Below are 26,314 nucleotides of genomic sequence, written 5' to 3' on the forward strand. Positions count from 1 at the left end.
CGCTTACAAAAGTAGCATCTCACTTACAAAGTAGTGTAAAAGTAGCGTTTCGTTTACAAAAAATGATTCTTGATTATAAACATTGCATTTCGTCTTACAAAGTAGCATCTCATTTTACAAGTCACCGCAATTCATCCCAATAAAATACAAATTGACAAAATAAAGAAAATAATGTAACATAATTATGGGAATTAATACATAAAATACCAAAAAATAACATGAAATGGAGGACGATTTTAACAAAAGAAATAAGATAAATTAAAATATAAAATACGAAAATGATAAAACTGATTAACTAAAATTTATACCTTAGGTTATAGATTTAAGTTATTAATTAGTATATTAATAAGAATGATAATAGGGAGAGAATAATGGAAAAAAAAATTTATGTACGTAAAACAATAGCTATTTTAGTAATTGGAATTTTAATGATATCATCGTTAAACGATTTACACATTCTACATGCTCAAGAATATACTATGAAAATTGATGGGTTTACATATGAATATATAAAAACATCAGATTCGACGTGTAGCATAACCAAAATTATTAATAAATCATTAAATCAAATTTTAACTATTCCTGAGAGAATAAATGGCTATGAAGTAAAAAGTATTGGCTCTTTAATAATCAATACAAATGTATTTGGTAATGATCTAACAAAAGATGGTGACTATAGTAATAATATAACTGAGATTATAATTCCGGAAGGAATGGAGGAAATTGGAGAATATGCTTTTGCTCGTCTATCAAAATTAACTAACATTAAATTTCCAAAAAGTTTACGAGTTTTGCGTCGATTATGTTTTGCGGGAACAGACATAAGTGAACTTACTTTAGATGATAACATATCCACGTTAGAAAAATATTGTTTTGAAAATTGTAAAAATTTAAAAGAAGTTACAATAGGTAGTGGAATAAAAACATTTGATCAGTATTTCTTTTCTGCAGATTCTATAACTAAATTAAATATAAATTGTGAAGTTATTGGTTATGGTGCTATGGCAGATCTTTATGGAAATAGAGGAACTTTGGAAGAAGTTAATTTTGGACCAAATGTTAAAATAATTGAAGACTCTGCATTTTATCAACAAAGTCATTTATCAAAAGTTACATTTGGAGATAGTATAGATGTAATAGGAAAATATGTATTTTATAAAACGAATATAAAGAATGTTACATTGCCAAGTAGTTTGAAATTATTAGGAAGTAATTGTTTAAATGAAGTTTCAAACATTAAAATACTGAGTAAGGATGTAGAAATTTTGCAGGATGATCAGAATACTTTAACTTTAGGAAGTAGCAAGACTGATTCATTTATATATGGATATACGAATTCAACTACTGAAATTTATTGCGAGAATATGAAAAATAAAGGAAACCCAATAAATTTTATAAGTTTAGGAGATGCCAATAATTGTACGTTATCTGCTTATGAACAAATACTTGAACGAGTAAGAGCTATACTGCAAGTAGATACTAATGAAGACATACTAGCAAAAATAGAAGCAAATAAAAAATATGAAGAAGTAGAAATAGAGCTAAAATTAGCTAAAGAAAGAATAAATAAGCTTGAAATAGAATTGGCGAATACGATAAGTGAAATAGAAAAAGTAAGAAATGGTACTGAATCATCAATTGATAAAGAAGAAATTGAAGAGCTTAAGAAAAGACAAATAGATTATAGCAATGAAATAGCACGATTGAATGAACAAGTAACTTCATTAAGCGCTTCAATAGCAGGTAAAGATATCACAATTAGCAACTTAGTTACTGTGCTATCAACACTTAGTAGTAATATAGGTTCAGCTAATGCTATAACATCAAGATACGAACAACAATTAACGCAAATAAGGAATGAATTAGGTTTATCTAATGATGATGACATAATTATTGCAATTAAAAATATAAAAAATAAATTGAGTGATTTAGAATCTAAAAATGAAAAATTATCTTTTGAAAAAGATCAACTTGTTGAACAATTAGAAAAGGAAACTAAGGAAAAAGAGGAATTAGATGCATTTATTAATGAAGTAAAAGAGTTGGTTCAAGAAGATACAAATCAAGATACATTAGATAAAATTAGTGAGAATGTTATATTGCTTGAAGAACAAGAAGAAGAAATGAGCAGACTCAAGAAAAATGAATTATTATTAGAAGAAAAATTAACTGAGACTAATCAGAAGATTGACAAGTTACAATTACAATTAAGTGATTTAGAAAAAGTATATAATGAATCTGGAACAAACGATGAAGAAAAATTACTAGAAAAGGTTGAAAGTTTATCAAACGATATAGAACAACTGACGCTAAATAATGAGAATTTAGTAGAACAGATTAATAATCAACAAATCAAAGTTGATAATATCAATACTGAAAATAAGAAACTAAATACCAATTTATTAGCATTAAATACAGTTTTGAGCAGATTAAATAAGACAAACAGTGAATTGGTAATAGTAAATAATAATTTGCTTGACGAACATGATAAGCTGGTATCTGAAAATCTAATATTGAATGAAGAAAATGAAAAATTATCTAATGAGTATAAAAGTTTAGAAGAACAAATTCAAGAATTAGAGAAGCAAGTTCAGGAATTAGATATAATAAATGAAAATAGTGACAATACTGTTTCGCAGAATTTGGATGAAGAAAAATAATATTATGGTAAAAAACTAGACGGGAGAAGAATTTAATGAAAAATAAATTAAAGATTAAAAAGATTGCTTTATTATTAGTTATAATTTTAGCTATTATGTCTCCAATATATTATGTAGGTGTAAAAGTTGTTAAAGCGGATTCTATTGGAATCAATGGAATTATATATTCATATGTAAAAACTTCAGATACAACTTGTTCTATAATAAAAATAGATAATAAGAACAATAAATCCATTACAATTCCACAAACTATTAATGGCTATAGAGTAGTAAGTATCGGATCATTGATTGAGGGAACAAATATATTTGGTAACACCAGTGAAAAAACAGATAATATAATTGAACATTTATTTTTACCTGAAGGTTTGATAGAAATTGGTAGACAGGCTTTTGCAGGCCTTACCAACTTGGCAGGAGTGAAATTTCCGCAAAGTTTAGAAAGTTTGAGGTATGGCTGCTTTTCGAATAGTGGTTTACATAAAGTTAGTGTTGAAGATAATATTACTACACTTGAAGATAATTGTTTTGTTAATTGTGCTAATTTGAGAGAAGTATATATTGGAAAGGGAATAGACACTTTACAAAGAGGAGTATTTGATACAGAAGGTATTAAAAAAATGTATTTGAATTGTAAAATAATTGGGAAAGATGCAATGTATTCAACGTGTAGTAAATTTAGAACTTTAGAAGAAGTCAGTTTTGGTTCAAATGTTAGAATTATACAAGAGGATGCTTTTGTAAATCAACATCTATTGACTACAATCAATTTTGAGGAAGGTATTGAGGAAATTAAAAAAAATGCGTTTTATCAAACTCATGTAAACAATGTTATAATTCCGAGTACAATGAAGATACTCGAAGAAAATTGTTTTCAAGAGGCTCTGGATGTTGTAAAAATTCTAAGTAAAGATGTGTTGATACAGCAAAATGATTCAAATTACTTAACTCTGGGATATAATTCGAGATCAACTTATGTTTATGGTTATGATAATTCTAGCACTGAGTTGTATTGTAAACAAATGAAAGAAAAAGGTTTCCCAATAAACTTTATAAGTATTGATAATGTAAACAATAGCCATATTTTATATGAATACGAACACCTACTTGATAAATTGCGTACTAGTTTGCAAGCTACAACAAATGAAGACATTATTACTAAAGCAGAAGCGAATGCAAAATTAGAAACATTACAATATGATTTAAGTTTAGCTGAAACTAGAATATCTAATCTGGAGAATGAACTTAATATTGCAATAAATGAACTAGAAGAAGCGCAAAAGGAAGCTAATACATCAAGTAATAAAGCGGAACTCGAGCAACTTAAACTATCACAAAAGGAATATGAAGATAAAATAGAAGAGCTTAACAATAAAGTTAATGAATTGAATGCTAATCTTTCTAGTAAAGATATGACAATTGCTAATTTGGTTAGTGTAATTACTACACTAAGTAATAATATCGGAACTGTAAATACTACAACTTCAAAGTATGAAGAGCAATTTAATACTATAAGAGAAGAATTAGGTATTACAGAGAATGAAAATATTCTTGTAGCAATAAAGTCCTTGAAAGAAAAATTAGCAAGTTTAGAGGATGAAAACAAAAATCTTAGTTTGGATAAAGAAAAATTAAATTTAGTTTTAGCTCAACAAAAAAAAGATAAAGATGATCTGAATTCGTTCTTATTAGAATTAAAAAATCTGGTTCAGGAAGATACGAACGATAACACATTAGAAGAAATTAAACAAACATTATTAAGATTAGAAGAACAAGAAGCAGCAATTGAAGAAATGGAAAAAAATATCACAAATTTAGAAGAAAAATTAAATACTGCTAATTTAAAAATTGAAGAGCTGCAAAGTCTTATCAATAATCTGGAAAAGATAAACAATGACAATAAAAATGAAGAATTACAAGAAAAAGTAGATATATTAACAAGTGAATTGAATCAATTAACTAGTGAGAATCTATCTCTAGGTAGTCAATTAAGTAATCAAGAAATAAAATTAGATTCGATTAAAAAAGAAAATGAGAATTTAAATTTGAGTATTAGTGAAATAAAGACAACACTAACACTTGTTAATAAAGAGAATAGTAATCTTACAAAAGAAAATAATGAACTTGAAGCAAAAAATGAGAGCTTAGTTTTAGAAAATCAACAAATAAAAGAAAGAAACAAAGAATTAGAGCAGGCGATAAACGAGTTGAATATTCGAAAAAAACAGTTGGAGGAACAATTAGAACAAAATAATAAAAATGTAGAAGAGCAAGAAGTGGAATCAAAAGATAACGACCAAAATAATGCAGAGACAGTAACTAATTAAATCACGGGAAAAGTATATTTCAAATGGTACGAATATATAAAAGCAATATATAAATGTAAATGATTAGAATATCTTTATGATGATTTGATGGAATAAATCGATATCATAAAGATATTCTCAATTAAATAGGAGATAGCATGAATAAATTACTAATTATAATAAATAATAAACGATTAGCTTTATTTTTGATTATTTTATTAATGTTACAAAATCTTAATTATGTTAATATTAAAGCAATACAGAATAACATATATTATTCGAGTGATATAAGTTCTGACATACAAGAGGATAACTCAGATTTAGTAATGGATGCAACGAAAGAGAACTTTACTTATCTTGTTGTTGTAGATTATGAGACTGGTAAACTAATTAGTGAAATAGAGTATACAGTTAATGGGAAAACATCAAAATCAGATAATGGAATTATTGGTGTTGATACTATTTCGAATGCTACAATTATTATTAATAAACCCCAATATGAACAAAAAATAATAGAAATTGAAGAAAAAAATAGTTCAATCGAAGTAATATCACTAATAAGTAAAAAAGAAACGTTAAACAAACAATCAATAGTTAATAATAATGAGAAGAAAGAAAAATCTTGTGTAAAAGCATTTGGGATAGCGGAAGATGAAATGGATGAAATGCCAATTGAAATAGGTAATAAAATTGGTTTTAAAATACCGAAAAAGTTACCATTGCTAGGCGGAAGTAAGTTAAGTTTTGATCTCTTTAAGAATAAAAATTTTGCTTTTGCACTTGGCTATGATGAACAAGAAGGTATTATAAAATATTTTGTTGGAACAAAGGAAAATTGTTTGTATGATGGTAAAAAAAAGATAGACAAGAAAAAATGCAAACAGTATAAAAAAGATTATAATCGTCGAGTTTATGATTTTAAAAATAATGCGAATAAACACTTAAAAGATTTCGTTTCAAAGAAAAATCTGGATTTAAAAGAGAGTTTTACTTTTGCCTTTAAAAAAATTGAGTTTTCTGCATATGCATATGGAGAATATTGGGTCAAGAAAGACAAGAAGGATAAAAGTCATGATTTAGGGCTTCAAATACAGTCAATGCTTGAATATAAAGGCAAAGAAAAGGGAAAATGGTTTATGATTGGTTGTGTACCTGCATATATTTGTTTTGGATTTAATGCAAAAGCAAGTCTAAGTTATAATTGTACTGCCAAGACGAAAGGACTAAAGATTAATAAATTTAAGAATGATTTAGAATTAACAATACCTGTTACAGGCAATGCATCAATGGGAGTAGGATTACGTAATATTGTGAGTTGTGGCGTTGAAGGAACATGTGAAATAAAACCTATTTTTGTATTACATGATTATGTTCCAATGACTGCTAAAGTACTGGGAAACTTATATGCGAATGCTTTTGCTGAATTACTTGGAGGAAAAATTGAATCAAAGAAATTTGGCTGGAATAAAGATAATACATTATGGGAAAATGATCAATCAAAAAAAGAAAATGCTAAAAAGAATAATGTTGTTAATAATGATGCTGTTGATGAATATACCATTTTGTCTAGAGACTATAATTACATAAGTAATCAAAAGGATGAGGATCAGATAATCTATCCATTTTCTAAAGTTAAGACACTTACACTTGATGGACAGGAGTATATTTTTTGGTTGGCAGATATTAATGAACGAAGTGCGGCTGATAGAACTGCATTAATGTATGCTAAATTGGAAGATGATGGAACATTTGTGCAACCTCAAATTATTGAAGATGATGGAACTGCAGACTTTAATTATGAAATAGTAAATAATGATGGTAAAATATTTGTTGTATGGCAGGATTATGCATCAAGTATTAATAGTGATACTGATCCTGCTTGCAACCATGTGATTGATAGTGATATTAGTACTGCTATTATTGATCCCAAAACTGATTCAATAGATATTACCACAATTAATGGAGAATATGAAGGCAATTTAGTACCAAGTATAGCTTCTGATTCAGAAAATGGACAAGTATTAGTCACATGGTATTCAACTAATACAAATAATATATATAATGGAGATCAGTCCGAGAGAATCTGTTATTCAATTTATGAGAATAACAGATGGTCTGATGTTAACGTACAATCGTACAATGATGATTTTATCTCTTTGTCAGCAGGTATTATAGATAATAATTTAGGTATTTTATATGAAGAAACGAATGAATTAATGAATATGGATTCGGATGAAGATGTTGATATATATCACAAGTTAATATTCAAACCGATTAATGGGGAAGAACAAATTATTAATGAAAAACATAATGATATAGAAGAACAAAATGAAGAGACAGATTTAACTGGAGAGGATAATGATACAGAACTTGACAGTGATTTGGAGTATTTTCTTTTGAAATGTGATAATGGGACATCTGTATTAGCAAATACAGATGGTGAATTTATTAATTATATAGATGAATTAGAAGTGGAACATTCTGTAAGAGTAGATTATACATTTAATGAAAAGACATCTGTTTTACACAATTTAGGTAATAATAAACAAGTATTGTTTTGGGTTACAAAAAATAGCGACAATAAAACAGAGATATATGGTGCTTTTTGTAATGAAAACAGTGAATGGGGTGAACCGGTATTACTTGAAACTTCAGAAGGGGATATATTAGATCTGACTGCAGTGGATTCTGAAGAGGGAGTTCCTAAATTAGTATATAGCGAAATAGAAAACATGTTTAATGAAGAACAAACTTTATTTTCACAATTAAAGTTAAAAGAGATAGAAGAAACTGTTTCAGCTGAATTACTAGATGCTAATATACACTATTACACTACTGATGATAGTAATCATGCTCCTCTTTCAACAATGATTAAAAATAAAGGGACAACGACAATCGATACAATTATTGTCACTGTGGATGGACCTTCTGGTAATTATACGAAAGTATATGATGAATTGAAATTACTACCAGGTAATGTAATAACATTAGAGGATGAAGAATTTGGATTCGACGAAAAGTTTTATTGTAACAGTGACTATATTGTTTCAATTATAATACCAGGAGATATTTCTGATGCTAATCATTCTAAAACAATTAATGCAGGAGCACCTGATTTAGAACTTAGTATGATGGAGGTAACAGAGAGTGCTAGTGATTCTAATTTACTTTATATTTCAAGCCTAACACAATTTGAGACAAATGCAAAATTAAATATTTCGGTTGTAAAAGACAAAGAAGAAAAATTAATTGAGCAGTATAGTTTGGGCAATTTTACTAAAGATAGTATAAAAGCTGTTTATGTTAATAAAGAAGAAATTTTGAGTGAATATAATTGTGATGAAGTAAAATGTGAAGTTGTAGTAGAAAGCGATTGTGATCTTGATGATAACATATTATGGTTATCTTCTAATGAAAATAAGCAAGATGATGGAGATATGGAAGAGGTTGGTTACGCAATTGAAGGCAATTGTATAGGAGGAGGGTATATTGATGGTATAGAACCAATATTATATAAAACTGGTGATACTATTAATATAGTAGCGGTTCCGGATAGTGGATATGAATTCATTGGTTGGGTAACGGATAATGGAACTATTATAGATGAAACGATAAGTAATACTACATATGTGGTTGCAGATAATAATGCAACAATTACTGCTATATTTATAGAAAGTGACTCTGAAATAATTAATGTAAATTTCAATCCGAATGAAGGAGTAATTAATACGGATACTGTATCTTATATAGTGGGTGAACCATATGGAACGTTACCAAATCCTGAAAGAACGGGTTATGAATTTACTGGTTGGTATACAGAACAGGTAAATGGGGAGTTAGTTGAAGCAACTGATACTGTAACACCAGAATGTAAAGTACTTTATGCTCATTGGGAAAAGAAAAAGGAAAATAGTATTCTTGTTACATTCAATACGCAAGGTGGAAAACTTGAAAATTGTAATAAGGAAATTGAAGCTGGAGAGTATTATGGGACTTTACCAACACCATTAAAGCAGGGATATGTATTCTTGGGCTGGTATACTAATGATATAGGAGGAACGAAAATCAATGAAAATGATATAGTACCTAATGAAGATATAACACTATATGCACAATGGAGTGCTACACGGATAACAGTTAATTTATTAGGTGAGGGCAAGAAAACAGTAGGGTATAATATGCCATATGGTAGTTTGCCAGAACCAAAAAAGTACAATTATAACTTTCAAGGATGGTTTACAACATATACAGGTGGAGTTCAAATAACTGAAGATAGTATATGTACTAGTGAACAAAATCAAGTTTTATATCCACATTGGAAAGGCATTGACAGCAACTTAAAATTCGATGCTTCTGGAGGTAATGTAGATATTGAATCTAAGGTAGTATATTATGGAGAAACATATGGTGATTTACCAATTCCAAGTAGAAAGGGATATGAATTTGTAGGTTGGTATACGCAAAAAAATGGAGGATTATATGTAGATGAAGATGATATAGTTGATTATACTTCTGATTTTGTTATATATGCAAAATGGCGGGCAACTGAAATAGTGATAGAGTTTAATCCAAATGGAGGGAATCTAGCCTTAAGTAATAAATACGTAACATATGAAAATTATTTTGGTGAATTACCGACACCAACACGCGCAGGCTTTACATTTACAGGCTGGTATACAGGTGAGGAGGATGGAGATAAAATTACTGAAAACTCAGTAGTTAATAATACTAAAAAAATTATTCTTTATGCACACTGGGCAAAAAATACAATAGTAATAACTTTTGCACCATGTGGTGGTAAATGTGATGTATCTGAACTTGTTATTGATTCTATAAATAAAAATATAAGTTTTCCAGTACCTATTTTAGATAATTATGTATTTGATGGATGGTATACTCATTATAGTGGTGGAACAAAAGTAACTGAAGGTAATTTAGATGAGTTAACTAGTGATACGATGTTATATGCACATTGGGTAGGTGTTGAGAAAAAAATACTGTTTGATGCAAATGGTGGCACAGTTACAATCTCTTCAAAAAAGAGTATATATGGTGAAAATTATTCGACATTACCAATTCCTGAATATAATGGGTATACATTTGAAGGATGGTTTACTAAAAGAGTTGGAGGTGAAATTGTAACATCAGGAGATACACCATATTTGTTAAGTAACCAAACATTATATGCCCATTGGTTAGTTAATAAACCAATTATGAGTATAAATGCAAATTCTGGTTATATGGAGTATGATAGGAAAACTGTATCCATTGCTAACAAAAAAACGGAGTATGGGAAAAAATGTGGTGAGTTACCCGTTCCTTTTCGAGATGGATATACGTTTGATGGCTGGTATCAATCAAGTAATAATGAATTAATAACTCCCGAAACAATAATAACTTCAGCATATAATTTTAGTATATACGCAAAATGGATTCCTAACAAATATCTTATTCAATTTGATACAAATGGCGGAGAATCAGTACATAATAGTTTATATGTAACATATGATAAAACGTATGGTGAGTTACCGAATCCTGTAAGAAAAAATTATAGTTTTATTGGTTGGATGACTAAACCAGTAAATGGAGATATGGTTAATAGCAACCAGATTGTTAAGATAACAGATACACAAATATTATATGCTCAATGGAAAGGTGTTCAAAAAAAATTAAAATTTGATGCTAATGGTGGTTTTGCTCAAATTTATCTAGAAAAAAAAGGATATGGAAATTATGCTGAATGGGAGACAACAATATACTATAAAGAAAATTATATGTATTTACCAGATGCCTTTAGGCATGGATATAATTTCCTTGGTTGGTATACGAGTCCAGATGGAGGAAAATTAGTTACTAAAGAAAGTATTTTAGAAGAAGCTTCTGATCAAATTCTATATGCGCACTGGGAGAAAAAAAGTTTTTCGTTAAAATTTGATGCAAATGGTGGTGAATCAGATGTGACTTCTAAAGTAATTATTTATAATAACACATATGGATACCTTCCGATTCCTGTTAGAACGGGCTATACTTTTATAGGCTGGTTTACCACTAGGGAAGGGAAAAATGAGATCCAATCTACGAATATTGTAGATGTAACATGTGATGTAACTTTATATGCACAATGGAGAGGAAATACACATAACATTATATTTAATGGAAATGGAGGTAATGTTTCTAGTAGCAGCATAACTGTGACATGTGGTCAAAGCTATGGGCACTTACCAATTGCAGTACGTGATGGATATACAATGGAAGGATGGTATACGAAACCGAATGGTGGGATTAAAGTGGATCTTTATTCTATTGTTAATAGTGATTTTGATCATACATTGTATGCACATTGGAAAGAAGAAGTTTATTATGTAAATTATTTTGCTAATGGTGGGATGTTAAATACAACATATAATTATACAACAGTAGAGAAAGGTAGTAGTTGCTCAGAATTAATAGTGCCTACAAGAGAAGGATTTACATTTGATGGTTGGTATACGAAAAGTATAGATGGATATAAGATATCAACTGTAACGGAACAAATTGATCTGTATGCACATTGGACTCCTAAAAAATACAGTATTTATTTTGATGCTCAGGGAGGATCAAGTTGTAGTAGTATTACAACTACCTATGGAGATAAATATGGTGTATTACCAGTGCCATCAAAAAAGAATTATAGTTTTGATGGTTGGTTTACCTCTAAAAATGGCGGAAAAAGAATATCACAAACAAGTGATGTTAATGTTACAGAAGATACAGTTTTATATGCACATTGGAATAATAATACTTATAAACTTTATTATGATGCAAACGGTGGTAAAGAAATTGAAGTCAATGGTATAGTAACATATGATTGTTTATATGGTACTTTAATTCTACCAGTAAGAAAAGGATATAATTTTATTGGTTGGTATACAAAACCTAATGGAGGTACTTTGGTAGAAGAAAAGGATAAGTTTTTGTTAAATAGCGATCAGACGATATATGCACATTGGGATTTAAAGAAGCCAACTATTACATTCTCAGGAAATGGAGGAACTGTATATGACAATGGAATGATGAAAAGTTATTCACAAAGAAGTGTGTTGTATGGTAAGCAATATGGAGATTTACCTTTAGCAATAAGAGAAGGTTATGAATTTGCAGGTTGGTATTGCAATAGTCTGAAATTAGAGAATTCAATGGTTATGGAATTTGAAAGCGATATTTATGTGTATGCGAAATGGAAGCCTATTAGTAGTACAATAATTTTTCATGCAGTGGGTGGTTCATGCAACGTATCTTCGATGGAAGCAACCTATGATAGTATATATGGAGGATTACCAATACCAAAAAAAGAAGGGTATGAATTTAGTGGCTGGTTTACCCAAGAATATGGTGGTACTATTATTACAAATAATACAGTTGTTAATACAGTGGATACACAGCATTTGTATGCACATTATACAATTAAGAATTATTATCTTACTATCGACGGTAATGGTGGTAAATTTGCTTCAAAAGAAGGAAAGAAAATAGTATACTCATCAACTTGGAATTTTAATGCTTACTATAATGGAACATATGGTAATGGTTATAGTACTGTCAAAATACCATTTATGGATGGATATGATTTTATTGGATATTATACGGAGAAGGAGGGAGGAGTTGAAGTATATCCAACTGAAAACTATAATAAGAAGATAAATAAGTTGTATGCTCATTGGAAACCTAAAAAAACACAAATTATCTTTTGCTTAAATGGGGGAAACGAAATAATAAAGCCATATATGTTATTAAAGGGTGAAAAGTACGGAACGCTTCCAACTCCTACAAGAAAATACTATTCATTTGATGGTTGGTACACGTGGCAAGACAAAGGTGATAAGATAACACCTGATTCGACAGTTAATGCATATAATAGTATGTACTTATACGCCCATTGGAAACCAAAAGAAGTAAGTGTAAGATTAAATCCTACGGGTGGACAAGTTGAAATTAAAGAATTATTGTTGTTATACCATGATTTTTACGGAGCAATACCTAGTCCAGTAAGGGAAGATGCCCAGTTTACGGGATGGATTACGAAAAGAGGAACTGCAGTAACTTCATCAACTGTTATTAATGATGCGATAACACATTCAATTTATGCACAATGGAAATTATCACAATATTATGTTACTTTTGATGGTAATGGAGGTAGAGTGGAAGAATCCAAAAAAGTAATTAATTATGATCGTCCATATGGTCGGCTGCCAAATGCAATGCGTGAGGGATATCATTTTATGGGTTGGTATACAGAAAAAGATGGTGGAGATCTTATTCAAATATATGATTTGGCTAAGGTTAAAGGGAACCATACTCTATATGCACATTGGGAATGAATAGTTACTGAATAAGATAATATGTAAAAGGACTAATATTTATTTTAAGTATTAGTCCTTTTAGTTTATGTTAATATCTTTAAATTAGTATTGACGATATTTCACAGATTACACATTACACTTAAAACGTTTACAAATTTTTAATGAAAAAGAAGAAATAATGGAATATAATGATATAATAAAAATGAATATGAGACGGAGAGGTAGATATATGGAATTTGTAGAACAGAATTGTCCATTTTGCAAAGGGCTACTCCAAGTGCCAAATGATTTGGAAGAATGCGTATGTATGTATTGCGGCAAGAAAATCTATGTTGGGAAGAAAAGCAATACAGTGGAAAACAGTCAGGAATATGAACGGTTATGTGTGGACGTTTGGGAAAATGCATGTAAGATGCTAACGGAACATTTACAATTGATGAAATCATTTAAGGCAAATAAATATGAAGCAGCATTTCAAGATTATCTAACGGTTTGTCTACCTACTTTACAAGAGTTTGATCAAGCGTGTGCAAGAATTCCATATGTTCCTATGGAACAGGTTACACAAGAACAGTTTACTGTTAAATCGGAAGAACGTCTTATTCAGAATTTGGTTGAGCATATATTGAATGGAATAGAAGAGCAGTATAAGATCACAAGACATGCATCCGGAAAAATAACTGGCAGTATGAAAGTGGATGAGATTCGATTTGTATCGGCTCTCTTTTTTGTGCCTATGATTCGTGAAACGAAGTTGGAAACCTGTGAGAAATTGGCGGAGGCATATACGACAGAGTGGGGAAAACGATATCCACACCAAAAGTTCACCAAAGCCGATTACCAGGACATACGAGATGGTTTTAGCAAAAAGAAATTATGCTTTATCACTACAGCAGTATGTGAATCATTTGGGAAACCAGATGATTGTGAAGAGTTACAAGCCTTCCGTAAGTTTCGTGATCAATATCTTCTTGTAGATGAAGAAGGAAAGAAGATGGTGGAGGTGTATTATGCCATAGCACCGACCATTGTTCAGATAATTAATACGTATGAAGAGAGAGATCGAATCTATCACCAAATATGGGAGCAGTACCTTTGCAGTTGTTTTGCGTATATTAAAAATAAGCAATATGAACAATGCAGAAAACAGTACATGGATATGGTGAATACATTGACTAGGACCTTTGTACTGCCAGAAATAGACTCTATTGTAGACAATTGACATGTTTTTGCCAAAAAATTAAGGTAATATTTTTGTATTAACTAATGTTTTGTAGAATGTTAGTCGATAATTTAGATAGCGATATGTATGTTCTTTGTTATTACATGATACCATGGGCTCAAGGTAATTTTCCTTGACCTGACATCATTACATTTCTTTGGATATGTTCTGTAACAAAGCTTACAAAGGATGGTAAGCAATTTTTATAAGATTAAGTATGACAGAGGAGGAATTTGAACATGAAAATGAAAAAAATCTTACGAAAGGTTATAGCGCTGTCACTGGTTTTGATATTCATCGTGTCATTCTTTGGCGATCGGGGTATCAAAATTGACATTGTCAAAGCGGCAAGTACGTATAATCTATATTCCGGATCTTCGACAACGCCAGTAACGGAGCTAACGCTTAATGAAGGTGAGGTTGACCTAAGAATATCTTCTTCTGATAATACTTCTGTAGGTGTTGATTTTACTTGGTCTGTGACACCATCGAATGGTGAAATTGTAGAGATTACGAAACAGGAAATTGCTATTGGTAGTGGTGGAGATACTAGTACTAGTAAACAAATTAAAATTACACCAAAACGACCAGGTCAAGCAACAGTAACCTTATCCTATGCTAATGGTTCGACAGGTGATTCACCAACTAGTTCATTGGCTTGTGAAATTTATGTTGGTTACCAAATTGATACAACAGATAACGCTGCATTTCCAATTAAACAAGGAGATACAAATCGAGTATTGGTCTTAGATACAAAAGCAGGTGCAACCTATGCAAAATCATATCAAACGAAGCCAACAAACACGAATTTAAGCTTTGCATTTACTAATGTAAACTATGATATGACATGGACTACATCAAATTCGCGTGTAGCGGTAGTTGATAAATTGGGTAACATAACTGCGGTGGGAGCAGGGTATTGTACGATTGCAGGTAAAGCTGTTACAAAAGCCAACGCGGGAAGAGTAATAAGCGATTCAATTGATGTATTGGTAATGCCGCATACGTACAGTGCAACTCCTGTTACAGATGCATCTGAGATACTTACGACGTATAATTCTACACATGAATTTAGGCCGTATAAAACTACAGGTGAACAATTTTATGTGAATGCGACAGTAGCTTCTGAGTTAAACTATAAGATCTATCAAAGACGTGGAGATGAGGTAATTGATACAGCAGCATTAGCCTCAATGTCAACAACGGATAAAGTTAAACTTACACCAGATACTGTATCGAATAAAGTTATTGTTAATTCTACTTCTAAAGCCGGACGCTATTATATGAATACATACATCAGCGATGGCGGTACGGATAAGAAAGAGATTATTAACGAAAATTACTTATATAATGCTGGATATCCAAATCATATGTATTTTGATATCCCAATTCACTTTAATAATATTGAAGATACGAGAACAGGAACCATTCGTATGAATGTAAATGATGTATATAGTTTGTTGGATAACTCCAATATTCAAGCATTGAATCACTTTAACATCGATGTTCCAACCGCATATCAGACCTATATCTCTTATACGAATGGGGAATTAACCGCATTAAAAGAAGGTACTGCGGAAGTAAAGATGACATTAAAGTCAGATTATGCTGACTTATATGAAGAAGCAGCAGGAACAAGTTATGTCTTAAAGATAGAGATTGCCGATGGTCTTAAATTGAATGTAACAGAAGCCAACATTCCAGTTGGAGCCAATGTATTACAATTAAAAGTTACCAACAATAACATTGCTGACGTAACTTGGACATCATCAGATAAAACAGTTGTTACAGTTGATGCTGAAGGTAACTTAACTGGTGTGAAAGATGGTGAAGCTGAAGTAATCGCTTCTGCAATTGTTGATGGTGTTGTAAAGAGAGCAATCTGTAAAGTTTATGTATATTCTTCTGCAAATAAGATTTCGATTACCCCATCAGAATTATCTTTATTTGTTGATGATGTGAAGACAGTAAAAGCAGTTTTTGAACCATCTGGTGTTACCAGTGTGGCGTTAAAATGGATCTCCCTAGATGAGAACATTGCAACTGTTCAAGTAGAATCAGGAAGTACAAGAATAGCAAATGTAACTGGTAAAAAAGCAGGTGAAACAATGATCATGGCTGTTAGTACGAACAATATTGTACTAGGTACTTGTAAAGTTACCGTAACAGAATTGATCGATAGTATTACCTTATCCGATACGAATGTAGAAGTACCGTTATCACAAGGAACATACACAATTAAAGCAACAGTTACGCCTTCAACGGCAAGTGTTAAAGATATCGTTTGGGCTTCTAGTGATGAGAAAGTAGCTACGGTAGATGGTGGTAAATTAACCTTAAAATCTGCTGGTAAGACCGTTATTGCGGCTTCTGCACCAGGAACCAATGCACAAACCAAATATTGTACCGTTACAGTAACAGAATCCGTAACGGGATTAAAATTAGCCGCTACGGAAAAGGTTGTTTATATGGGGGAAACAACCACAATTGGATATACGGTATTACCAACAACAGCAGGTAATAAAAAAGTAACGTGGTCTTCTACGAAAACATCTGTTGCTACGGTTAATGCTTCAACAGGTTTGATCACCCCAGTATCAGTTGGTGAAACAACAATCATTGCAAGAACGGTAGAAGGAAACTACATGGGAACTTGTATCGTTTATGTAAAGGAACAGGCAAAAGGTATTACCATCGGATTGCGTGATGTTGTCGTTCAAGTGGGAGAAGATTATCAGATTCCATACAAACTCAATCCAAGCTCCTCAACAGAGGCAAAGATTACATGGACTTCAACGAATACAGCAGTAGCAACTGTATCGGAAAAAGGTGTTGTAAAAGGTGTAACGCAGGGTTCTACAATTGTAATGGCGAAACTCGCGAATGGCGAGATTGCTTACTGTAATGTAGAAGTACAAGAACAAGTTACTGGCTTACAATTAAATTATGATAAAAAGACCATTTACAAAGGAAAAACATTTACATTGAAAGCAACGGTTACACCGAATGGAGCTACCAATGCGAATGTAACATTTGAGTCTTCAAATGAGAAAGTTTGTACGGTTAGTTCTAAAGGAAAAGTAACAGGTAAAAAAGTAGGTACAGCAATCATTACGGTAACGACAAAAGAAAAAGGTTATAAAGCATTTTGTGTTGTAACCGTTAAGCAGAATGTTACAAGTATTAAATTAAATTATACAAGTTATAAATTAGGATATAAAAAATCTGTACAATTAAAAGCAACTGTTACAACAACGGCATCTAATAAGAAATTGAAATGGACTTCTAGTAATCCATCTGTTGCAACTGTTAATTCTTCTGGTAAAGTAACTGCAAAAAAATATGGTACAACAACTATTACAGCTGCAGCACAAGACGGAAGTGGAAAGAAAGCAACTTGTAAGATTCAAGTAGTAAGATTAGTAACAAAGGTAAAATTGAATCGTTACTCCATGACAGTAGTAGCGGGTAGAAAAGCAACGTTGAAAGCAACGGTTACCCCTAAGAACGCAACTTATAAGACTGTAAAATGGTCATCAAGTAATGTTTCTATTGCTACGGTAGATTCCAGAGGAACGGTATACGCATTGCAACCAGGTATCGTTTATATAACAGCGACAGCAAAAGACAGTAGTAAGAAAAAGGCTGTTTGTCGTGTGGAAGTTAAGGAAGCAGTAAGTGCATCTAGCATAACGATCATAACCGATGATGTTGTATTGGCAGTTAATCAATCCAAGGTTATGCCAAAATCCATAACACCACCAACAAGTACCGATAGTGTTACATGGGAATCAGATAATGATTATGTTGCTACCGTGAATAAATTCACAGGTAAAGTAACAGGAAAACATCCTGGTACATGTACAATTACAGCGTATACGACAAGTGGTAAGATGGATACAGCAACCGTTACTGTATTAGGTATCAGTAGAAAAACACTTACCTTGGAACAGTACTCACAACATCAACTGTATTTGGAAAGCGTTTCAACTGGAGTAACATGGGAGTCATCGAATATCCGTGTTGCTACGGTTGATAACAAAGGTAATGTTGTAGCAAGAAAACCAGGTAAGGCAACAATCGTTGCTACTTATCGAGGAACGAAGTTCACTTGTAAAGTAACAGTTAAGAAGATTAAATAATACTAGTAAAACTAGTAAAAAGGTCCGTGTTGTTTGACGTACACGGACCTTTATGTTAATATAATCGTATGATTAGAGCGCAAAATGTTATGACGCTCATGATATGGTGGCTAAGCTACTATATCTTCAGATCGTAGTAATAGAACGATAGGAGTAATCAATTAATTTGGAGGGAATTACATGAATAACAATCAAAACAAAGACAATGATTATGTAATGAATTTCTACACATCAGGAAGTGCAGATGGTGCTAAACAACCATCTACAGAGGGACAAAAGAGTAATTTTAGTATGGATGGTTCAAACTATAATTTGAATGGAAATTCCAACAATAATCAAACATATCAACAAAGTTATACGAGTTATAACAATGGGAATTTTAGCAATGCGAATCCATCTTATGCAGAATATGCAATGCCATATGAAACAACCAATATGGATTCAAAAGTTCAGAATGTAATGGCAAAAACATTTGCATTCATGTTCGCTGTTTTATTAGTTACGGCAATTTCTGCTTATGTAACTGCACATTCATCATTTATCTATGACTTAATTCAATCTAGTGCTTGGTATGCAGTAATTGGATTAGAAATCGTAACCGTTATCTTAGCACAAGTTGCAATGAAGAAAAATAAAGTTGTATTATCTGGAATTATGCTTTTGGCTTATTCAATTGTAAACGGTATTACGTTGTCGATTGTATTTTTAGCATATGATCTTGGTTCTGTTGTTACAATGTTTGTTTTAGCTTCTGTTGTATTTGCTGTATTAGCAATCTTTGGACTTGTAACAAAACGTGATTTAAGTGCATTAGGTAGTGCTGGTATCATGATCTTAACTGGCGTAATCATGTTAGGATTGATTAATATATTTGCAAAAAGTAGTGGATTAAGTTTAGCATTAGCAGCTGTTGGTTTAACTGTTTTCATCGGTTTAACAGCATATGATGTTCAAAAGATTAAAGCTTTAGCAAAGCAGAATACATCAAACTCTACAACTGTATTAGCTATGTTTGGTGCGTTAATGTTATACTTAGACTTGATCAACATCTTCTTATATTTACTTCGTTTATTCGGTAATAGCAACGATTAATCTTGGTACGAAAAGTGCAACAAAAAAAGTGGTATTAATTGGTATTATAGAATAAAGAATGTGAATAGAAATAACTAATATAGAAATAACTAATATAGAAATAACTAATATAGAAATAACTTGATTACAGAATAGAATTTTGAAAAACCTCAATAAAGACATGAGTTCTATATGAACTTTATGACTTTATTGAGGTTTTTTATTCCGCTATTGCATTTGAAATTATCTTATGATAAAATAAAAACAGAACAAATGTTTGCATATAGCAAATCGAAATCGGAGGGAAATCATAATGTTGTTGAATCTGCATGTGAAGAACTTAGCAATTATTGATGAAGTAGAAGTTTATTTCTCAGATAATCTGAATATATTAACAGGAGAAACTGGTGCTGGTAAATCGATCATTATTGGATCTATTAATATTGCGTTGGGAGGAAAAGTTCCTAAAGATATCATTCGTAAGGGTGCAGATTATGCCTTGGTTGAATTGGTATTCCAAGTGGAAGATGAGAACTGCATCGCAGCATTACGTGAACTGGATGTTCCTATGAATGACCATCAGGTGATTATTTCAAGAAAGATTATGAATGGTAGAAGTGTAAGTAAGGTGAACGGAGAAATCGTACCAACCACTATGTTGAAAGATATCTCTTCGCTACTTATTGATATACATGGACAACACGAACATCAATCACTTATACATAAGAGAACACACTTAAACATCTTGGATCGATATGCAAAAGAAGAAATTAAGGATCTGAAACATAAAGTGAATCAGTCCTATCAGATTTATCGTAATGCTTGCAATGAATTAAATGAAGCTTCAGTAGATGAAGATAAGAGAAACAGAGAAATTTCATTTTTGGAATATGAAATTAATGAAATAGAGAATGCAAGACTTGTGGAAGGAGAAGATGAAGAACTTAGCGCAAGATATAAAAAACTTGCCAATGCCAATTCATTAGTAGAAGGATTGTCAGAAGTTTATCACTTAACTGGTGAGGAAGATCATGGCTCCGTATCAGAAGCACTTGGACAAGCTGCTAAGATTTTGTCCAAACTTGAAAGTTACGACGAAGAAGTTTCTCAATTTACGACCTATCTGTCCGATGTAGAAGATATGGTGAGAGAGTTTAATCGCAATATAACAGACTATTTAAGTGGTATGAATGTGGATCGGGAAGAACTGAATTCAACACAGGAACGATTAGATTTTATTCATAATTTAAAATCAAAATATGGGAATACAATTACTGATATTTTGAAATACTATGAAGAAAGTAAAATTCGTTTAGATAAATATCTAGACTACGATAATTATATAAGTCGTTTAAGAAAAAAAGTAGAGATTGAAAGAACAAATCTTGAGGATCTGTCATATCGATTATCTGAAATACGAAAGAGAAATGCAAGTAAGTTAGTAGGGGATATTAAAGAAGCACTAATTGATTTGAATTTTCTAGATGTTCAATTTGATATGATATTTGATACATTATCTGATTTTTCTTACAATGGTATAGATGATGCAGAATTTTTAATCTCAACGAATCCAGGTGAAGATTTAAAACCTTTAGGTAAGATTGCATCGGGTGGAGAATTATCTAGAATTATGTTAGCGATAAAATCAATTTTAGCGAATAATGATGCTATTGAAACTCTGATCTTTGATGAAATTGATGTAGGTGTAAGTGGTAGAACAGCACAAAAAGTTTCGGAAAAATTAGCAGTAATAGCAAAGAATCACCAGATCTTATGTATTACCCATTTACCACAGATTGCATCAATGGCAGATGAGCACTATATCATAGAAAAGAAAGCCAGTGAGAATAGTACTTCTACTATGATCAGAAAGCTTAAGGAAGATGAATCGATACAGGAATTAGCCCGTATGTTAAGTGGTGCGGAATTAACAGATACTGTTTTACAGAATGCAAGAGAGATGAAGGAATTGGCAAGTAACACAAAAAAATACTAGGGTTATTCTTATGAAATCACATATACTAACTTACAAAGAGAATGAAAAGTAGAATTTTGATGACAGCAATGAGAGGTGTGGTTTCATGTCTAAAAGAAAAAGAATATACAGAGGTATACTGATTATTCTAGTATTTTTTGATTTAATGTTCATTTTGGACATGGGAATCAAAGAAATGGCATCCAATATTCCAAGTAATATACGCGTTTTAGTTGGTACAGAGGAAATCTTCGATTTTGGATTACCTGTAGAAGGTGATATTGAAACAAAACAAGTCGGTGTTTTTCATGTTGATCAAAAAGAAAATGTAGATCAAAAGATTCATATTAATCTCAACAAGCCTTTTTCCATACAATCGAACCAAGTTGGTGCATATAAAGTTGAGTTAAAACTTTTTGGTAAGTTTACGTTAAAGCAAATAAACATAGATGTAATAGAAAGTTTGGAGGTTGTTCCATCTGGTATGCCAATTGGGATATATGTGAATACAGATGGAGTGCTTGTACTTGGAACGGGAGAAGTTACAGATTGCAATGGAGGAAAATATGAACCTGCTTGGAATATTTTAAAAAGTGGAGATTATATTGTAGCAATTAATGGACAAAATGTTTCAACGATTAAACAGGTGATAAACTGCGTTGACGAGTCAAAGGGAAGAAGTCTTACCTTTACCGTACGACGGAATGAAGAAGAGATTCAACTCAAGGTTGAACCAGTGAAGAATGCTGAGGGAGAATATAAAATTGGTGTTTGGATCAGGGAGGATACACAAGGAATTGGTACATTAACGTATATAACAACAGATGGTAAGTTTGGAGCGTTGGGACACCCTATAACGGATATGGATACAGGAACGTTACTAGAAATTAAAGAAGGTTCCATATATACAACACAGATTCTTGATATTGTAAAAGGAAAATCAGGTGAACCTGGAGAAATTCTTGGTGTTGTTAATCAAAATACAAACAATCGGATTGGATCGGTATCTACGAACACAAAACAAGGAATATACGGTAGTGTTGATAGGGAGGAAAAAATCCAATCTTGTGGTGAGGTAATGGAGATTGGTCTGAAACAAGATATAAAACTTGGAAAAGCCTATATTCGCTGCATGATTGAAAATGAATTACGTGATTATGAAATCGAGATCGTTAAGATTAATTTGAATCCATCTGCTGAAAACAAAGGGATGGTGATCAAAATCACAGATGAGCGATTATTAGCTTTGACGAATGGAATTATCCAAGGAATGAGCGGAAGCCCAATCATTCAAGATGACAAATTTATTGGAGCAGTCACACATGTGTTTATTCAAGATTCAACAAAAGGTTACGGCACCTTTATAGAAAATATGATAATCAATTCTAAATAGTAGGCAGAATAGAGAAAAAGAATGAGAACTCTTAGAAAAAATGCTTACTGCAAGAAAAAACGGGTTTTTAACAGGAAAGAATAAAAATGACTACCAAGTAAAAGGAAAAAATAGTAAATAATTAATCGACGATAATCTTACTTTTTCATAAATATATCTGTTTTTATTTACCAAGATGCGAATACCATAAGAACGCATCTTGGTTTTTGTTTGATAACTTATCTGTGAAATCTAAAATTTAAAACAATTGAGTCGAATGAGGTCGATAAGAAATGTTTGAAAAAATGTAAAATAATGGATATAATTTTCCTGTGGTTAAAAATAAAACATAATTGAATACCAAATCAAAATGTAAAAAATACCATAATTATTATCAAAAATACCAAAATCTTGATAATGTAACAAATTATTACAGCACATGGAAATATATGTTGACTATTTATTAGGATTTGCGATATACTTTCTATTGTAGCGTATTAATTATGGTTTATTTAAGAAATCGGAATTGCTTTTTTGTAACTTATTCATTTTGGGTTTGATTTGTTACAAACTATCTGATAACTTGATTGGGAATCAATTAGAAATTGGGAGGACAACTATTTATGGGAAAGATTACAGTAGCGATTGTGGATGACAACGAAAGAATTGTTAATTTATTGGAAACAATTTTAAAGGAAGATGACGATGTAGAAGTAGTAGGAAAAGCGGATAATGGGATTGATGCTTTGACTATTATTAAAGAAAAAAATCCAGATGTAGTTTTACTTGATCTTATTATGCCAAAATTGGATGGATTGGGAGTTCTTGAAAAGGTTAAGCATAATGGAGAATTTAAAAAGACACCAGCATTTATCGTTGTTACAGCTATTGGACAGGAAGGCGTTACAGAGAATGCATTTGAATTAGGCGCAAGTTACTATATTATGAAACCTTTTGATAACAATATTATTCTTTCTAGAATAAAACAGATCAAAGGGGAAACAACAAAATTAATTGACAATCATAGAGTAAGTACTTTTGAAAATAAATCAGGATATATGGAAAGAAATCTTGAAACAGATGTAACGAATATTATCCATGAAATTGGAGTTCCTGCACATATTAAAGGATACCAGTATTTGAGAGATGCCATCATGATGTCTGTGAACGACAGTGAGATGCTGAATTCTATTACAAAACTATTATATCCTTCTATTGCAAAACAACATAAAACAACGCCAAGTAGAGTAGAGAGAGCAATCAGACATGCCATTGAAGTAGCTTGGAGCAGAGGAAAGATGGATACGATTGATGATTTGTTTGGTTATACCGTAAGTAATGGAAAAGGTAAACCAACAAATTCTGAATTTGTTGCATTAATTGCTGATAAGATTCGCCTGGAATACAAATTTAGAGCATAATCGTTTAAAAATGTAAACCTATTATGCTCAGATAATAAAACAATTTAATATTCAATTATTACTAATATTTTTCTTTAAAATATCAGCCAAATATTGTATAATGATTTTATGAGCTAGATTGTTTCGTTTGACATAAATGTTAAACAACTATTTTCTCGATGAAAACGAAAGTTGTATCCATTTATTTACGATCAATAGGTTGACATAATAGAATTACGGGAGGAATTAGTATGAAAAGAATATTATTTGTGGCATCAGAATGTGTTCCGTTTATAAAGACTGGTGGGCTAGCCGATGTTGTTGGATCATTACCAAAGTACTATAACAAAGATGAATACGATGTAAGGGTAATGATTCCAAAATATTGTGCTATACCAGATCAATATAAGCAGCAGATGAAGTATAAAACTCATTTTTATCTGAATCTGTCATGGCGATCACAGTATGTTGGTGTACTTGAAATGGATTTAAATGGAGTAACTTTCTATTTCATTGATAATGAATATTATTTTGCTGGTCCTACACCTTATGGTAATATATATGAAGATATTGAAAAATTCGCATTTTTCTCAAAAGCTGCATTATCAGCTTTACCATTGATCGATTTTCGTCCTGATATTATCCATTGCCATGATTGGCAAACAGGGCTGTTACCAGTATATTTGAAAGATACATTCGCTCAGAATCCATTCTTCCAAGGAATAAAATCGATTATGACAATACATAACTTGAAGTTCCAAGGTGTTTGGGATATGAAGACGGTAAAGGATATTTCAGGGCTATCTTCCTATTACTTTGCACCAGATAAGCTAGAAGCATATGGTGATGCAAATTATTTAAAAGGCGGAATCGTTTATACGGATTATGTTACAACAGTAAGTGAATCGTACGCGGAAGAAATTAAGATGCCGTTCTATGGAGAAGGCCTTGATGGTTTGATGCGTGCAAGATCAAATTGTCTATGTGGGATTGTGAATGGTATTGATTATTCGGAATACGATCCTGCTACAGATCCGTATATCTTTAAAAATTATACAAGTAAGAATTTTAGAAAAGAAAAGATTAAAAATAAACGTGGACTTCAAGAAGAATTGGGATTAGAACAAAATGACAAGAAATTCATGATTGGTATCGTATCAAGATTAACGGATCAGAAAGGTCTTGATCTGATTGATTACGTGATCGAAGAAATCTGTAGCGAGGATACACAACTTGTTGTTTTAGGAACTGGTGAAGAAAAATATGAAAATCTGTTCCGTCACTTTGCTTGGAAATACGGAGATCGAGTATCTGCCAATATCTTCTATTCAAATGAGCGCGCACATCGGATTTATGCCGCATGTGATGCTTTCTTAATGCCATCTTTGTTTGAACCATGTGGATTAAGCCAGCTGATGAGTTTACGTTATGGTACCGTACCAATAGTACGTGAAACGGGAGGATTAAAGGATACCGTTGAACCTTATAATGAATACGAAAGTACAGGTACAGGTTTTTCATTCTGTAACTATAATGCTCATGAAATGCTTTCTACGATACGATACGCAAAACATGTTTTCTTTAATAAGAAGAGAGAATGGAACAAGATTATAGATCGTGGAATGGCAGCAGATTTTTCTTGGGCGAATTCAGCTAAGAAGTACGAAGATTTGTATTCAAGATTATAAAATAAATATAATGGAAAGAGACATCTTACCATTAATGATACGACGATTTGCGATACAAAAAGTTCATGTTTTTCATGCTTGCGTGGAAAACATGAACTTTTTTGTATACCCATTAATATTTAACGTATAAATTCCGTGATGT

At 31.5% G+C, this 26,314-nt stretch carries 10 protein-coding genes; all 10 read left to right on the plus strand.

Features of this window, described 5'->3' with window-relative positions; translation table 11 throughout:
* The first annotated feature begins 371 nt into the window (after nt 1–371).
* The 10 genes from HBB17_RS00005 to glgA all read left to right on the plus strand — a co-directional run bounded on the left by HBB17_RS00005 (nt 372) and on the right by glgA (nt 26,172).
* A complete protein-coding gene (locus HBB17_RS00005) occupies nt 372–2,660 on the plus strand; it encodes a leucine-rich repeat protein (RefSeq protein WP_167954620.1) in 2,289 nt (762 codons plus the stop codon).
* Nucleotides 2,661–2,695: 35 nt separating this feature from the next.
* On the plus strand, nt 2,696–4,984 hold the full coding sequence (locus tag HBB17_RS00010) for a leucine-rich repeat protein (protein WP_167954621.1): 2,289 nt from the start codon (nt 2,696–2,698) through the stop codon (nt 4,982–4,984).
* 137 nt (nt 4,985–5,121) lie between these two features.
* Complete coding sequence (locus HBB17_RS00015) at nt 5,122–13,320, plus strand: InlB B-repeat-containing protein (protein ID WP_167954623.1); 8,199 nt, start codon at nt 5,122–5,124, stop codon at nt 13,318–13,320.
* A 211-nt stretch (nt 13,321–13,531) separates the two neighbouring features.
* Complete coding sequence (locus HBB17_RS00020) at nt 13,532–14,524, plus strand: CFI-box-CTERM domain-containing protein (RefSeq protein WP_167954624.1); 993 nt, start codon at nt 13,532–13,534, stop codon at nt 14,522–14,524.
* A 239-nt stretch (nt 14,525–14,763) separates the two neighbouring features.
* On the plus strand, nt 14,764–18,666 hold the full coding sequence (locus HBB17_RS00025; RefSeq protein ID WP_167954625.1) for an Ig-like domain-containing protein: 3,903 nt from the start codon (nt 14,764–14,766) through the stop codon (nt 18,664–18,666).
* Between the two features lie 180 nt (nt 18,667–18,846).
* Nucleotides 18,847–19,758 carry a Bax inhibitor-1/YccA family protein gene (locus HBB17_RS00030; RefSeq protein WP_167954626.1) on the plus strand — a complete coding sequence of 304 codons (912 nt, stop codon included), beginning with the start codon at nt 18,847–18,849 and terminating at the stop codon, nt 19,756–19,758.
* Between the two features lie 310 nt (nt 19,759–20,068).
* On the plus strand, nt 20,069–21,733 hold the full coding sequence (gene recN, locus HBB17_RS00035) for a DNA repair protein RecN (protein ID WP_408609328.1): 1,665 nt from the start codon (nt 20,069–20,071) through the stop codon (nt 21,731–21,733).
* Between the two features lie 85 nt (nt 21,734–21,818).
* Nucleotides 21,819–23,105, plus strand: a complete 1,287-nt coding sequence (spoIVB, locus tag HBB17_RS00040; protein WP_167954628.1) for a SpoIVB peptidase — start codon at nt 21,819–21,821, stop codon at nt 23,103–23,105.
* A 602-nt stretch (nt 23,106–23,707) separates the two neighbouring features.
* Nucleotides 23,708–24,505: a sporulation transcription factor Spo0A gene (gene spo0A / locus HBB17_RS00045; protein WP_167954629.1), complete on the plus strand. Its 798-nt coding sequence runs from the start codon at nt 23,708–23,710 to the stop codon at nt 24,503–24,505.
* Between the two features lie 230 nt (nt 24,506–24,735).
* On the plus strand, nt 24,736–26,172 hold the full coding sequence (gene glgA, locus HBB17_RS00050) for a glycogen synthase GlgA (RefSeq protein ID WP_167954630.1): 1,437 nt from the start codon (nt 24,736–24,738) through the stop codon (nt 26,170–26,172).
* The last annotated feature ends 142 nt before the right edge of the window (nt 26,173–26,314 follow it).

The organism is Anaerosporobacter faecicola, assembly GCF_012070565.1.
In the GTDB taxonomy this organism is placed as follows: Bacteria; Bacillota; Clostridia; order Lachnospirales; family Lachnospiraceae; genus Anaerosporobacter; species Anaerosporobacter faecicola.